Source organism: Pseudooceanicola sp. DL12, from assembly GCF_056270665.1.
On record NZ_CM149884.1, the window covers coordinates 581,057 to 594,259 of the forward strand.

At 65.8% G+C, this 13,203-nt stretch carries 13 protein-coding genes and 1 riboswitch; of the genes, 4 read left to right on the forward strand and 9 right to left on the reverse strand.

Going from position 1 to position 13,203, the window contains the following annotated elements; all coding sequences use genetic code 11:
* Positions 1–141: 141 nt before the first annotated feature.
* A complete protein-coding gene (gene irr / locus AC0WR5_RS02710) occupies positions 142–561 on the reverse strand; it encodes a Fur family transcriptional regulator Irr (protein WP_475866687.1) in 420 nt (139 codons plus the stop codon).
* Positions 562–863: 302 nt separating this feature from the next.
* Between irr and fabA the strand changes: the two genes are divergently transcribed.
* From fabA to AC0WR5_RS02725, 3 genes are read left to right on the forward strand one after another with little or no spacing between them, the layout of a single operon-like run.
* Positions 864–1,373, forward strand: coding sequence for a bifunctional 3-hydroxydecanoyl-ACP dehydratase/trans-2-decenoyl-ACP isomerase (fabA, locus tag AC0WR5_RS02715; protein WP_475866689.1), 510 nt, complete (start codon positions 864–866; stop codon positions 1,371–1,373).
* Positions 1,374–1,394: 21 nt separating this feature from the next.
* Positions 1,395–2,624 (forward strand): beta-ketoacyl synthase N-terminal-like domain-containing protein, encoded by a 1,230-nt coding sequence (locus tag AC0WR5_RS02720; RefSeq protein WP_475866691.1) that lies wholly within the window; start codon positions 1,395–1,397, stop codon positions 2,622–2,624.
* A gap of 7 nt (positions 2,625–2,631) precedes the next feature.
* Positions 2,632–3,420, forward strand: a complete 789-nt coding sequence (locus tag AC0WR5_RS02725; RefSeq protein ID WP_475866693.1) for an enoyl-ACP reductase FabI — start codon at positions 2,632–2,634, stop codon at positions 3,418–3,420.
* A gap of 269 nt (positions 3,421–3,689) precedes the next feature.
* Here the strand turns inward: AC0WR5_RS02725 and trmB are convergent, their stop codons facing one another.
* The 7 genes from trmB to AC0WR5_RS02760 all read right to left on the reverse strand — a co-directional run bounded on the left by trmB (position 3,690) and on the right by AC0WR5_RS02760 (position 10,731).
* Positions 3,690–4,403, reverse strand: coding sequence for a tRNA (guanosine(46)-N7)-methyltransferase TrmB (gene trmB, locus AC0WR5_RS02730; RefSeq protein ID WP_475866695.1), 714 nt, complete (start codon positions 4,401–4,403; stop codon positions 3,690–3,692).
* Between the two features lie 74 nt (positions 4,404–4,477).
* A complete protein-coding gene (gene queF / locus AC0WR5_RS02735; RefSeq protein WP_475866696.1) occupies positions 4,478–4,936 on the reverse strand; it encodes a preQ(1) synthase in 459 nt (152 codons plus the stop codon).
* Positions 4,937–5,079: 143 nt separating this feature from the next.
* Positions 5,080–6,261, reverse strand: coding sequence for a methionine adenosyltransferase (gene metK, locus AC0WR5_RS02740; RefSeq protein ID WP_475866698.1), 1,182 nt, complete (start codon positions 6,259–6,261; stop codon positions 5,080–5,082).
* A gap of 7 nt (positions 6,262–6,268) precedes the next feature.
* A riboswitch (SAM-SAH riboswitch) is annotated at positions 6,269–6,318 on the reverse strand.
* A gap of 32 nt (positions 6,319–6,350) precedes the next feature.
* Positions 6,351–7,901, reverse strand: a complete 1,551-nt coding sequence (gene lnt, locus AC0WR5_RS02745) for an apolipoprotein N-acyltransferase (RefSeq protein ID WP_475866700.1) — start codon at positions 7,899–7,901, stop codon at positions 6,351–6,353.
* A 3-nt stretch (positions 7,902–7,904) separates the two neighbouring features.
* A complete protein-coding gene (locus tag AC0WR5_RS02750; RefSeq protein ID WP_475866701.1) occupies positions 7,905–9,056 on the reverse strand; it encodes a hemolysin family protein in 1,152 nt (383 codons plus the stop codon).
* Positions 9,057–9,080: 24 nt separating this feature from the next.
* Positions 9,081–9,611 carry an rRNA maturation RNase YbeY gene (ybeY, locus tag AC0WR5_RS02755; RefSeq protein ID WP_475866703.1) on the reverse strand — a complete coding sequence of 177 codons (531 nt, stop codon included), beginning with the start codon at positions 9,609–9,611 and terminating at the stop codon, positions 9,081–9,083.
* An 88-nt stretch (positions 9,612–9,699) separates the two neighbouring features.
* The gene (locus AC0WR5_RS02760; RefSeq protein WP_475866705.1) at positions 9,700–10,731 is read right to left on the reverse strand and encodes a PhoH family protein; all 1,032 of its coding nucleotides are present in this window, start codon (positions 10,729–10,731) and stop codon (positions 9,700–9,702) included.
* Positions 10,732–11,269: 538 nt separating this feature from the next.
* Between AC0WR5_RS02760 and AC0WR5_RS02765 the strand changes: the two genes are divergently transcribed.
* Positions 11,270–11,572: a hypothetical protein gene (locus tag AC0WR5_RS02765; RefSeq protein WP_475866706.1), complete on the forward strand. Its 303-nt coding sequence runs from the start codon at positions 11,270–11,272 to the stop codon at positions 11,570–11,572.
* A gap of 293 nt (positions 11,573–11,865) precedes the next feature.
* On the opposite strand, the gene miaB is transcribed toward AC0WR5_RS02765, so the two are convergent.
* The gene (miaB, locus tag AC0WR5_RS02770) at positions 11,866–13,200 is read right to left on the reverse strand and encodes a tRNA (N6-isopentenyl adenosine(37)-C2)-methylthiotransferase MiaB (RefSeq protein ID WP_475866708.1); all 1,335 of its coding nucleotides are present in this window, start codon (positions 13,198–13,200) and stop codon (positions 11,866–11,868) included.
* Positions 13,201–13,203: the final 3 nt, after the last annotated feature.

Sequence of the window (13,203 nt, forward strand, 5' to 3'; positions counted from 1 at the left end):
GAAGCGGAGTGCTGGGGTACAGGAGGATGCGGCAGGAGGGGCCGGCCAGGCGCGACCGCGGGGCATCCCGTCTGCGAGACCCGGACTCGGATCCGGAAGGGGTCCGGACGGGGGCCCGTATTCGCGCGGGCGCCTGTCTTCTCAGTTCTTGCGGCGGAGGCGGATCACCACGTCGACCTTGGAGACCTCGGCGCCCTCGGGCGCGCGGGGCAGGCGGGCGATCTCGAGTTCCTCGTCGGGGGCATCGGTCAGCTCGCCGTTGTCTTCCCAGAAGAAATGCGGGTGGTCGTGCATGTTGGTGTCGAAGTAGCTGCGCGAGCCGTCGACCGTGATCTCACGCATCAGGCCCACGTCGCAGAAGGCGCGCAGGGTGTTGTAGACCGTGGCCAGCGAGACGGGCTGGCCGGTGTCCTTTGCAGCGGCAAAGAGGCTCTCTGCGGTGACATGGCGGTTGTTGCCATCACCGACCAGAAGGGTCGCCAGACCCAGTCGCTGCCGTGTCGGCCGCAGCCCTGCTGTGGATAGCCAGGCGGCGCCGCGTTCGGTTGCCGTGGAACTCATGCTGTTCTTGTATCCCGTTGCTCACCCGACAATATAGGGAAAAACCCCGGCGGGACGCAACAGCGCAACGGAAAATGGGCCCGACGGGCCCGTATGACGGCGCGGAAGCAACAGGGCCGGGGCGGGACGGGGGCAGGATGGGCGGCAAGGCCCGCCTGCCGAGAGAGCAGGGAACGGGCCGAAAGGGCCGCTCCGCGAGGACACGAAGCCCCGCCGCGGGGGGCGCCTGCACTTGCATGGCGCGTTCGCGCGGTGATAGAGGGGGCAGAACCTGAAGACGACATGAAAGGGGCGGAGCCTTAATGGCCGATTATCCCACCAGCTTTGACCGGGAAGATCTTCTGAAATGCGCGCGTGGCGAGCTGTTTGGCGCAGGCAATGCGCAGCTCCCCGAGCCGCCGATGCTGATGATGGATCGCATCACCGACATCAGCGCCGATGGCGGACCGCACGGCAAGGGCCACGTGGTCGCCGAATTCGACATCCGTCCCGACCTGTGGTTCTTCGACTGCCATTTTCCGGGCAACCCGATCATGCCGGGCTGCCTTGGCCTCGACGGGCTGTGGCAGCTGACCGGTTTCAACCTGGGCTGGCGCGGCTGGCAGGGTCGCGGCTATGCTCTGGGCGTTGGCGAAGTGAAGCTGACGGGCATGGTGCGTCCCGACCGCAAGATGCTGACCTACTACGTCGATTTCACCAAGGCCGTGCAGACGCGGCGCCTGACAATGGGCGTGGCCGATGGCCGGGTGGAAGCGGATGGCGAGGTCATCTACCAGGTCAAGGACATGAAAGTTGCCCTGTCTGAAAGCTAATTCCTGAGGAAGGAGGGCTCCATGCGCCGAGTCGTGGTCACCGGGTTGGGGATTGTATCCTCGATCGGGAACAATGCTGAAGAGGTCACCACCTCTCTGAAAACCGGAACATCCGGTATCGTCGCTTCGCCGGAAATGGCCGAGCACGGGTTCCGCAGCCGGGTTGCGGGCACGCTGAAGATCGACGTGGCCGAACATGTCGAGAAGCGTACCCTGCGCTTCATGGGGCCTGGGGCGGCCTATGCCCATATCGCCCTGAGCCAGGCCATCGCGGATGCGGGCCTGGAGGAGAGCGACGTGGTGAACCCGCGCACGGGCCTTGTGGCCGGTTCCGGCGGCCCCTCGACCAGCGCCATGTTCGCGGCGCACCAGACGGTGCTGTCGACGGGCGCCACCAAGCGGATCGGGCCCTTCGCGGTGCCGAAATGCATGAGCTCGACGATCTCGGCCAACCTGGCCACCGCCTTCAAGATCAAGGGCATCAACTATTCGATCACCTCGGCCTGCTCGACCTCGCTGCACTGCATCGGGAACGCGGCCGAACAGATCATGATGGGCAAGCAGGACGTGATGTTTGCCGGCGGCGGCGAGGAGCTCGACTGGACGCTGTCGTGCCTGTTCGACGCCATGGGCGCCATGTCCTCGAAGTTCAACGACACGCCCGAGAAGGCCAGCCGTGCCTTTGACGCCGATCACGACGGCTTCGTGATCTCCGGCGGCGGCGGCATGGTGGTGCTGGAAGAGCTCGAGCACGCCAAGGCGCGTGGCGCCAAGATCTATGCCGAGGTCACCGGCTTTGCCGCGACCTCCGATGGGGTCGACATGGTCGCGCCCTCCGGCGAGGGGGCGCAGCGCGCCATGGAGCTTGCCATGTCGACGCTGCCCGAGGGCCGCAAGGTCTCCTACATCAACGCCCACGGCACCTCGACGGCGGCCGGTGACGGCACCGAGGTCGACGCGGTGCGTCGCGTCTTCGGCGAAGGAGAGGTGCCGCCGATCAGCTCGACCAAGTCGATGACCGGCCATGCCCAGGGGGCGGCCGGGGCGCTCGAGGCGATCTTCTGCCTGCTGGCGCTGCGGGATGATTTCATCATCCCGTCGATCAACGTGGACACGCTGCTCGAGGGTATCCTGCCGGGCGAAATCGCGACTTCTCTGGTCGAAAATGCCGGGCTCGATACCGTCATGACCAATTCCTTCGGCTTTGGCGGCACGAACGGCTCGATGCTGCTGTCGCGTTACAACGGATGATCTGACGATGACGGGATTGATGCAGGGCAAACGTGGCCTGATCATGGGCGTGGCGAACGAACGTTCGATCGCCTGGGGGATCGCCAAGGCGATGCACGAGGCGGGGGCAGAGCTGGCCTTCACCTACCAGGGGGAAACCTTCGGCAAGCGCGTGGCACCGCTGGGCGAGCAACTCGGGGTAGAGCTGATGCTCGATTCCGACGTCACCGACGATGCCTCGATGGATGCCGCCTTCGAGAAGATCAAGGAGCAGTGGGGCAGCCTCGACTTCGTGGTGCATGCCATTGCCTTCTCGAACAAGGACGAGCTTTCGGGGCGGTTCATCAACACCAGCCGCGAGAACTTCAAGAACTCGCTGGATATCTCCTGCTACTCGCTGATCGACGTGGCGCGCCGGGCGCGCCCGCTGATGAAGGATGGCGGCACGATCCTGACGATGACCTACCAGGGCTCGAACCGGGTGACACCCTTCTACAACGTCATGGGCGTGGCCAAGGCGGCGCTGGAATCGGCGGTGCGGTACCTGGCCAACGATCTCGGCCCCGAGGGGATCCGCGTCAACGCCATCTCGCCCGGTCCGATGAAGACGCTGGCCGGGGCGGCCATCGGTGGGGCGCGCAAGACCTTCCGTCAGACCGAGGCCAATGCCCCGATGCGGGCCAACGCAACGCTGGAAGCCATTGGCGGCACGGCGGTCTACCTGGCCTCCGATGCGGGGGCCTGCACCAGCGGCGAGATCATCCGCGTGGATGGCGGCTATCACGTGCTGGGCATGCCACAGCCAGAAAACCTCTGAAGCATCGGACGTGGCGCCCCTTGCCGGCGCCGCGCCTGCCTCCGGCGGGGATATTTGGAACAGGGAAACGGAAGCTGCCGCGCGCGGCTTAACCGTTTGTTATCCAAGATCTGTCAGCCAGGTTTCGCGGTACAGGGAGGGATCCCGATGACCGCACAGGGAAACACCCTTCTGTTCGGCCGGGCCGCCAGAAGGGTGTTTTTTCTTGTTTCCCTGTAGAAAAATATCCCCGCCGGAGGCTTCGTGCCGCTTGCGGCGCGAAACCCCTCTCAGAGTTTCCGGAAGGTCAGGTAATGCGGTGTGCGGTCTTCGCGCAGCGCCTTCTGCTCGTAGCGGGTGGAGATCCAGTCGTCCCAGGGCGCGCGCCAGTCCGTCGGGCCTTCGGCCAGCCATTCGAAGCCCTGTTTCGGCACTTCCTGCAGGGTCTGGCGGACGTAGTCCGGGATGTCGGTGGCCACCCGGAAGATCGCACCCGGCTTGAGCTTGCGCGAGAGCGGTTCGAGGTGGTCAGGCGTCACGAAGCGGCGGCGGTGGTGGCGTTTCTTGGGCCATGGGTCGGGGTAGAGCAGGAAGGCGCGGGAGAGCGAACCGTCCGGCAGGACGTCGAAGAGGTCGCGCGCGTCGCCCGGGTGCACGGCGAGGTTCTCCACGCCGGCCTCGCGGATCTTGCCGAGCAGCATGGCGACGCCGTTGATGTAGGGTTCCGCGCCGATGATGCCGACGTTCGGGTTGTTCGCCGCCTGGTGCACCAGGTGTTCGCCGCCGCCGAAGCCGATCTCGAGCCAGACGTCGCGCTCCCCGAAGAGCGCCTTGAGGTCGAGCGGGGTGCGTTCCGGGTTTTCCTCCCAGCCGACGGCGCCGGGGGAGAGACGGCCCAGGTCCTCGTCGAGGTAGACCTCCTGCGAGGGGCGCAGGCCCTTGCCCTTGAAGCGGCCGTAGAAGTTGCGCCAGGGGGCGCCGGAGGGGTGGGTGTCGCGGGTCATGCTCTCGGGTCTCTGCTCGGGTCGGGTGGCGTTGTGGGCCTTCGGCCGTCTCGGGTCAAGCGTCAGCCTTGGCCTCAGCCGCGACCACGGTAGGGCGGCACGCCCTGGTCCGGGATCCAGAGGCCTTCGGGGGCGGGGCCGGTGGCCCAGAAGACGTCGATCGGGATGCCGCCGCGGGGATACCAGTAGGCGCCGATGCGCAGCCATTCCGGCTCCAGCAGGTCGGCCAGGCGGCGGCCGATCGTGACGGTGCATTCCTCGTGGAAGGCGCCGTGATTGCGGAAGGAGCCGAGGAAGAGCTTGAGCGACTTGCTCTCGACCAGCCAGTCGCGGGGGACGTAGTCGATCATGATATGGGCGAAGTCGGGCTGTCCGGTCATCGGGCAGAGCGAGGTGAACTCGGGCGCGGTAAAGCGCACGTTGTAGCGTTCGCCGGGTGTCGGCTGGGGCACGCGTTCGAGCACGGCCTCTTCGGGGGAGGCGGGCAGGGCGGTGGCCTGTCCGAGCTGGGTCAGTCCGGTGGTGTCGGTCATGTGGCGCTCCTGTGGCGAGGAAGGCCGCGTCCTAGCATGGCCGGCGCGGCCTGGCCAGCGGTGAGGGCAGGATGCGAAAAGGCCCCGCCGAAGCGGGGCCCTGTCGTGCGGTCAGGCTGTGATCCTGGCGCGGATGCCGTCTCTCAGATGGCCTTCTTCAGGGCGTCGACCAGGTCGGTCTTTTCCCAGGAGAAGCCGCCGTCCGCATCGGGCGCGCGGCCGAAGTGGCCGTAGGCTGCGGTGCGGGAGTAGATCGGCTTGTTCAGCTGCAGATGCTCGCGGATGCCGCGGGGCGTGAGGTTCATCACCTGTGCCACGGCGCGCTCGATCTCGGCCTCGTCCACCTCGCCCGTGCCGTAGGTGTCGGCATAGATCGAGAGCGGCTTGGAGATGCCGATCGCGTAGGAGAGCTGGATCGTGCACTTCTTGGCCATGCCGGCGGCGACGACGTTTTTCGCCAGGTAGCGCGCGGCATAGGCGGCGGAACGGTCGACCTTGGTCGGATCCTTGCCGGAGAAGGCCCCGCCGCCATGGGGCGCGGCCCCGCCGTAGGTGTCGACGATGATCTTGCGGCCGGTCAGGCCGGCGTCGCCGTCAGGGCCGCCGATGACGAACTTGCCGGTGGGGTTGACCCACCATTCGGTGTTGTCGGTCAGCCAGCCGTCGGGGAGCACCTCGCGGATGTAGGGCTCGACGATGGCCCGGATGTCGGCGCTGGTCTGCGCCTCGTTCGCGTGCTGGGTCGAGAGCACCAGCTGGGTCACCTCTACGGGGACGCCGTTTTCGTAGCGCAGCGAGAGCTGGCTCTTGGCGTCGGGGCGCAGGGTGGGTTCCGTGCCGTCCTTGCGGACCTCTGCGAGGCGTTTGAGGATGCCGTGGGCATAGTGGATGGGGGCCGGCATGAGTTCCGGCGTCTCGTCCGTGGCATAGCCGAACATGATGCCCTGGTCGCCCGCGCCCTCGTCCTTCTCGTTGGACGAGTTCACGCCCTGGGCGATATGCGCCGACTGTTCGTGCAGCAGGTTGGTGATTTCCACCGTCTCGTGGTGGAACTTGTCCTGCTCGTACCCGATGTCCTTGATGCAGGCACGGGCGATGTCCTCGATCGAGTCCATGTACTCGTGCAGCTTGTCCTGGTCAGCGAGGCCGATTTCTCCACCGATCACGACGCGGTTGGTCGTGGCGAAGGTCTCGCAGGCCACGCGGGCCTCGGGCTCCTCGGAAATGAGGGCGTCGAGAACCGCATCCGAGATACGGTCGCAGACCTTATCCGGATGGCCCTCTGAAACGGATTCAGAGGTGAAGATGTAGCTCTGTCTTGTCATGTGAATGTGCTCCGATGATTGCTTACCAACCCCGTCAGGAAGCCGTTGGGGTGGCGGTCCCAATGGGGTACGCCCCGGGCCTGCAATGGTCAATCGGTTTGTTTCCGACTGGTCAAGGACTGATGAACAGCCGGTATTGCAGCAATGCACATGAGGATAAAGGCAAGCAATATCAGAGGTATATCACCTGATTTGGAATAGGGTGTCGGCGCCGCGGCGGGGGGCAGGGAGACGTCGAGATAGCCTTCGACCCCCAGCGGGAGCGATGAAATAACCTGACCATCTGCTGAAATCAGGGCAGAAATCCCGGTATTCGCGACCCGGATCATCGGAATTCCCTGTTCGATTGCACGCAGGCGGGCCTGGGCCAGGTGCTGATAGGGGCCGGAGAAGGTGCCGAACCAGGCATCGTTGGTGATCTGCAACAGCAGCGAGGGCCGCGAGGGCGCGGCGCGGATGTCGCGGGGGAAGACGGCCTCGTAGCAGATCAGCGGCAGGGCGGTGCCGATGCCGGGCAGGTCGATCAGATGTGCGCCGGGCCCGGCCGAGAAGCCCCTGCCCAGGTTCGAGGCAAAGGCGGTGATGCCGATCCGCGCGAGCTGATCGCCGAAGGGGATGTATTCGCCGAAGGGCACCAGGTGGTGCTTGTCATAGACATCGGCCACCTCGGGAAAGCCATCGGCGCCGTCTTCGACCACGGCGAGGGAGTTGTAGATCAGCGGGCCATCGGTGCGGCGCACGCCAAAGACCACGGGCACGCCGCCGGAGGCATCGAGCAGCACACCGGGAATGCCGGGGCTTTCGTTCAGCAGGTAGGGAATGGCGGTCTCGGGCCAGACGACGAGGTCGGGCCGGGGCCCGGCGGCGGAATAGTCGAGCTGGCGCCGGAAGAAGAGCGAGATGTTCTCGGGCTTCCATTTCTCGCGCTGCGCGGCGTTGGGCTGAACCAGGCGGATGACGGGCGCATCGGGGCCGGCGGGCAGGGCCTCGGGGCGGAAGGCGGGCGCGGCCAGCGCCAGCACGGCCAGAAGCGCCACGCCGGTGAGGGCGGGCAGGGCGCTGTGGCCCGACCAGCGGTGCAGGGCGGTGCCGAAGGCGCAGGCGGGCAGCAGGAGGGCAACCGTGAGCAGCAGCGGGCCGCCGAGGGCGGCGAGGGGCAACAGGGGGCTGTCGATCAGCCCGTGGCCGATCAGCGCCCAGGGGAAGCCGGTGAAGATCCAGCCACGCAGGGCCTCGGCCAGGGCAAGCGCCCCGGTGAAGGCCAGGGCCTGGGCCCAGGCGGGGCCGGGGGCGATCCGCTTGGCCAGGCCGGTGGCCAGCATCCAGAAGAGCGCCAGCCCGCAGCACATGAAAAACATGGCAAAGGGCGCCATCCAGAGATCGCGGGCCGGATCGACCATGAAGGGCTCGACCAGCCAGGCCAGCGCCGCGAGGAAATAGCCCGACCCGAAGGCCCAGCCGTTGAAGGCGGCGGCGCGCACGGTGGGCGCGCGCAGCTGCGCGAGAAAGAGCAGGGAAAAGCCCGCCAGGGCCAGGACCCAGAGGGAAACGGGTGCCTGGCCACCGGCAGCGAGGATCCCCGCCGCAAGGGGCCACCACGCGCGCAGGCGCGGAAGTCGCGGACGGGGAAGTCTCTTCATGATTTAGCTGTCGGCCTGTTCCGGGGTACGGACGTTGAGACGGACACGCAGGCGCTTGATCCGGCGGGGATCGGCATCGACCACCTCGAAATCATGGCCGGCGGGATGTTCCACCACCTCGCCCCGCGCGGGCACGCGGCCCGAGAGCATGAAGACGAGGCCGCCGAGGGTGTCGATCTCTTCCTCGTCGACGCTCTCGTCATCGGTGAGGGACATGCCGATCTCGTCCTCGAACTCGTCGAGCGGGGCCTTGGCGAGCACCAGGTAGGAGCCGGAGGGCTCCTTCGTCCAGAGGGCGTCCTCCTCGACGTCGTGCTCGTCCTCGATCTCGCCGATGACCTGTTCGATGAGGTCCTCGATGGTGACGAGGCCGTCGACCCCGCCGTATTCGTCGATCACCAGCGCCATGTGCCGGCGTTCGGTCTGCATCTTTTGCAGCAGCACGCCGATGGGCATCGACGGCGGCACGAAGAGCAGCGGCCGCAGCAGCGCCTTGAGCGAGAAGCGCCCGCCGCCGGCCCAGCCGTGTTTCAGGGCAAAGTCCTTCAGGTGGACGAGGCCGATCGGGGTGTCGAGCGTGCCGGTATAGACCGGCAGGCGGGTCATGCCGCTCTCGCGGAAGACATCGACCAGCTCGGCCTGGGTGATGGTGGAGGGCACCGCGACGATCTCGGCCTTGGGGATGGCGACATCCTCGACCCGCATGCGGCGCAGATTCAGCAGCGAGTGCGGGCGGTGGTGATGCTCGTTCGACTGGGGGGCCGGATCGCCGGTGGCACTGCTCTCGTCGGTCTCTTCCTCGCCGTCGGCGCCGGTGAAGACCCGACGCAGCCAGCCGCCAAAGCCGCCGGAACTGCCGTTCTGGCGGTCTTCGTCTTCATCGCTGTCACGAGAGTAGCCCTCGGACCCGTTTACGGGGCCATCGGTGCCGCTGTTGGTGCCGCTGTCGGTGCCGGGACGCTGGGCGGTGCCGTTGAGCGGGGTGCTGGCCCCCGCCGTCGCGCCGCCGGCCGGCTGAAGTGCCGCTGGCTGCGTGGCCGCCTGGCCGGTTCCGTTCATGTTCACCACGACGCCCCCTGCGGGAGCGGCGGTTTCTGGGGTCTGGGACCGCGCGCGTTGCGCTGCGTTAGAAGACCCGTCCGTGCTGTCGCCCATCGTACCTTTCCAATAGCCGCGGGGTTACACCCCGCCATCCCGATTATATGGGTCAGCGATACCCAGTTTGCCAAGTATTTCCACCTCGGTTCCCTCCATCAATGTCGCATCGCCGTCGCGAATGTGGTCGTAGCCCAGAAGATGGAGGATTCCGTGAACAACCAGATGGGTCACGTGATCATCGAAGGCGAGGCCGGATTCGGTCGCCTCGCGGGCGCAGGTATCGAAGGAAATGGCGATATCGCCCAGTTCGGCGGCCCCGAAGTGGGGATCGGCCTGCGGCAGATCGGGCGCGTCGCCCTCGGTTTCCGGGGCCAGCTCCTCGGCCGGCCAGGAGAGCACGTTCGTCGGCGAAGGTTTGCCGCGGAACTCGGTGTTGAGCTCGGCGATGCGGGAATCATCGCAGCCCATGACGCAGATCTCGAAGTCCGCCGGCGTCAGGCCGAGATGCGCAAGGGTGGCGCGGGCCGCAGATTCGGAGAGCGCGGCAAGGCCGGTCTCCTCCCAGCGGGGGTCCTCGATGAGGCAGTCGGTGATCTGGATGTCGTCTGTCATGGGCGGGCCATAGCATCAGCCGGCGGGCGGCGCCATCGGGGATGCGGCGGGGGTTGTCCGCCGCCGCATCCGCTCTCGGGGGCGCGGATCAGCCCTTGGCCTCGTCCTCTTCGTAGGCCTCGATGATCTTGGCGACCAGCGGGTGGCGCACGACGTCCTTCGAGGTGAAGTAGTTGAAGGAGATGTCGGGGATATGGGCGAGCAGGCGTTCGGCATCGCGCAGGCCCGATTGCACCCCGCGCGGCAAGTCGACCTGGGAACGGTCGCCGGTGATCACCATGCGAGAGCCCTCGCCCAGGCGGGTGAGGAACATCTTCATCTGCATCGAGGTGGCGTTCTGCGCCTCGTCGAGCACCACGAAGGCATTGGCCAGCGTGCGGCCCCGCATGAAGGCCAGCGGCGCGATCTCGATGCGCTTTTCCTCGATCAGCTTGGCGGCCTGCTTGCCCGGCAGGAAGTCGTTCAGCGCGTCGTAGAGCGGCTGCATGTAGGGGTCGACCTTGTCCTTCATGTCGCCGGGCAGGTAGCCGAGCTTTTCGCCGGCCTCGACCGCGGGGCGGGACAGGATGATGCGATCGACGTGGCCCTCGATGAACATCGACACGCCTACGGCCACGGCCAGGTAGGTCTTGCCGGTGCCGGCCGGGCCGATGCCGAAGCCGAGCTCGTGGTTGAAGAGGTTCTGGACATAGGCCTTCTGCGCCTCGGTGCGCGGTTCGACCATCTTCTTGCGGGTCTTGATCTCGACCCGGCCGCCCTTGAACATCTCGAGCTGGTCGCCGGTGTCCTCCGGATCGGGGGCTCTGCTGGCGCTGACGGAGGTGCCGTTCATGCGCAGCTCGCGGTCGATGTCGGCATGGCCGACCTCGCGGCCGGCCTCGAGCCGGGCGTAGAGGGCCTTGAGGACATCTATGGTTTCCTTCGCTGCCTCGGGGCTGCCCATGGCGACAAGATGGTTGCCGCGGCGCAGGATCTGCGTGCCAAGTTTCTGTTCCAGCTGGGCGAGGTTGCGGTCGTATTCGCCGCAGAGTTCGATCAGCAGGAAGTTGTCGGGGAATTCGACGGCAACTTCGGCCAGGGTCGTGTCGTCATTTTGCGGGGGCAGCAGGCTTGTGGCCAAGTAGGACTCCTTCAAGAGATGTCATCCGCCCGCCGGGGCGGTTCCTGAACTCAGCGTGGCAGGGCGGAGCCGATCCGGCAAGTCAAGAATTCCGCATCGCGGCGGGTGATGGCTCACGAAATTGCAAATGGGATTGAAACGGGAGGTGCCCGGAACGGTAATTGGCGGGGCAAAAGGTCTGCAAGACTGACCTTGACGAATGGTAAAAGACTCGTTCTCGGAGGGTTTGGAGGTGGGCGGAAAAGGCGGCAAAAACGGCCGCGAAGTCGCCCGGAAGGACCTATCCCTTCGGATAGGCAAAACTGCCCAAACGGGCTGTTTTGGGCCAATTAGAGCCCAAATTCGAGAAAATATGAGCGAAAAGTGTGTGTTTTGGGTGACGCGACGTCGACTTGTTAAGGTTGTTTGATTCCGCTCTGGAAACGAATCAATTCCTCACATATGTAGCCCTCACTTTCAAAATGAAGAAAATCTAAAGGGTGAACTGGCATCAAAAAGCCGGACCCCGCTCAGGACCCGCTTGAAAGGTTGTGGTAGAATGAAGAAAATCGTCATGCTGGTGGCTGCTGCCACCGCCGGCTTCTTGCCGGCTGTTGCTGCACAAGCTGTTACCCCCGAAAACGTTCCTGTTGTCGTGTCGTGTTTCCGCGGCCCTTGGAAATCCGTGATCTGGGATCACCCGAACGAAGATTTCGTCGAGTCCCTGATGGCAAATGGCTTTTCCTACTCGCGCGCCATCGAGATCGGCGAGCGGGTCTGCCGTGACGCCTATCTGGTGGACCACAGCGAGCTGATGGTTTCGCGCACCCAGGAACTGATCGACTCCACCCCGCGCAACTGAGATGTCCGACGGACGGCAGGCTGAACCGGGGGCGACCATGCGGCCGCCCCAGTAGAACCGCTTTGTCCAAGGTTATCAAAAAGTTGCCCGTAGGGGCGCGGCGGTCAACGTGATCGACAAATTGCTGCCTTACAGAACGCGCCGGCCCTCCGTGACCAGGCGCGTTTTGTCCGTTGGATTTGATGAAAAATCAGGCGAATGTGCGGCAGATGCCGGGACAGCGCGTCGGCAAGGGGCTGTCGGGGGCCGTCAAGTTGCTGCCTGGCCCTGCCTGCTGCGGGGTCAGGGCCGGGTCAGGCGAGGGCGCCGGCAAGGGAGTTCTTGCCGCTGTCGGTGATCCGCACGCGGCGGATGTCGCCGGGCTGAAGCCCCTCGGCGGTGACATGGACGGCATGCAGGTACTCGGATTTGCCCACCATCTGGCCCGGCAGGCGGCCGCCCTTTTCGAACAGCACCGAAACCTCGCGGCCGACCATGGCATCCTGAAGCCTGCGCTGCTGTTCCGTCAGCAGGGCCTGCAGGGCCTGAAGCCGGTCCGAGGCGACGGCGGGATCCACCATCTTGTCGCCCTTTTCCGCCGCCGGCGTGCCGGGGCGGGCGGAATACTTGAAGGAATAGGCGGTGCCGTATTCGACGCGGCGCACCAGGTCCATCGTGTCCTCGAAATCCTGATCGGTCTCGCCGGGGAAGCCGACGATGAAGTCGCCGGAGAGGTGGATGTCGGGGCGGGCGGCGCGAATGCGGTCGATCAGGCGGAAGTAGTCGTCGCGCGTGTGCTTGCGGTTCATCGCCTTGAGGATGCGATCGGAGCCGGACTGCACCGGCAGGTGCAGGTAGGGCATCAGCTTTGCACAGGTGCCATGGGCCGCGATCAGGTCATCCTGCATGTCGTTCGGGTGCGAGGTGGTGAAACGCAGGCGCTCGAGCCCGTCGATCTCGGACAGTTCCTCGATCAGCCGGGCGAGCGACCAGTCGCCGCCATCCGGCCCGATGCCGTGGTAGGCGTTGACGTTCTGGCCCAGCATGGTGATCTCGCGCACGCCGCGCGAAACGAGATCGCGGGCCTCGTCGAGGATGCGCGGGACCGGGCGCGAGACCTCGGCGCCGCGGGTATAGGGTACGACGCAGAAGGCACAGAACTTGTCGCAGCCCTCCTGCACCGTGAGGAAGGCGGTGGGCGCGCGCCGGGCCTTGGGGCCGCGGGTCTTGAGCACCTCGAACTTGTCTTCCTCGGGGAAATCGGTGTCGAGCACCTTCTCGCCCTGGCCGGCCCTGGCCTCCATCTCGGGAAGGCGGTGATAGGACTGCGGGCCGACGACCAGGTCGACGAGGGGCTGACGGCGCATGATCTCCTCGCCTTCGGCCTGGGCGACGCAACCGGCGACGCCGATCTTGAGATCGGGCTTGCCGGCCTTGAGCTCCTTGTAGCGACCGAGCTCGGAATAGACCTTTTCGGCGGCCTTTTCCCGGATATGGCAGGTATTGAGCAGGATCATGTCGGCCTGATCGGGGGAAGACACCTCTTCGTAACCGGAGCCGCCAAGGGCCTCGGCCATGCGCTCGCTGTCGTAGACGTTCATCTGACAGCCATAGGTCTTGATAAAGAGCTTCTTCGTGTTCCCGGACATGAT

Coding starts and splice junctions, on each gene's coding strand:
- irr (WP_475866687.1), bottom strand. CDS start 561: ATGAGTTCCACGGCAACCGAACGCGGCGCCGCCTGGCTATCCACAGCA.
- fabA (WP_475866689.1), top strand. CDS start 864: ATGGCCGATTATCCCACCAGCTTTGACCGGGAAGATCTTCTGAAATGC.
- AC0WR5_RS02720 (WP_475866691.1), top strand. CDS start 1,395: ATGCGCCGAGTCGTGGTCACCGGGTTGGGGATTGTATCCTCGATCGGG.
- AC0WR5_RS02725 (WP_475866693.1), top strand. CDS start 2,632: ATGACGGGATTGATGCAGGGCAAACGTGGCCTGATCATGGGCGTGGCG.
- trmB (WP_475866695.1), bottom strand. CDS start 4,403: ATGACCCGCGACACCCACCCCTCCGGCGCCCCCTGGCGCAACTTCTAC.
- queF (WP_475866696.1), bottom strand. CDS start 4,936: ATGACCGACACCACCGGACTGACCCAGCTCGGACAGGCCACCGCCCTG.
- metK (WP_475866698.1), bottom strand. CDS start 6,261: ATGACAAGACAGAGCTACATCTTCACCTCTGAATCCGTTTCAGAGGGC.
- lnt (WP_475866700.1), bottom strand. CDS start 7,901: ATGAAGAGACTTCCCCGTCCGCGACTTCCGCGCCTGCGCGCGTGGTGG.
- AC0WR5_RS02750 (WP_475866701.1), bottom strand. CDS start 9,056: ATGGGCGACAGCACGGACGGGTCTTCTAACGCAGCGCAACGCGCGCGG.
- ybeY (WP_475866703.1), bottom strand. CDS start 9,611: ATGACAGACGACATCCAGATCACCGACTGCCTCATCGAGGACCCCCGC.
- AC0WR5_RS02765 (WP_475866706.1), top strand. CDS start 11,270: ATGAAGAAAATCGTCATGCTGGTGGCTGCTGCCACCGCCGGCTTCTTG.
- miaB (WP_475866708.1), bottom strand. CDS start 13,200: ATGTCCGGGAACACGAAGAAGCTCTTTATCAAGACCTATGGCTGTCAG.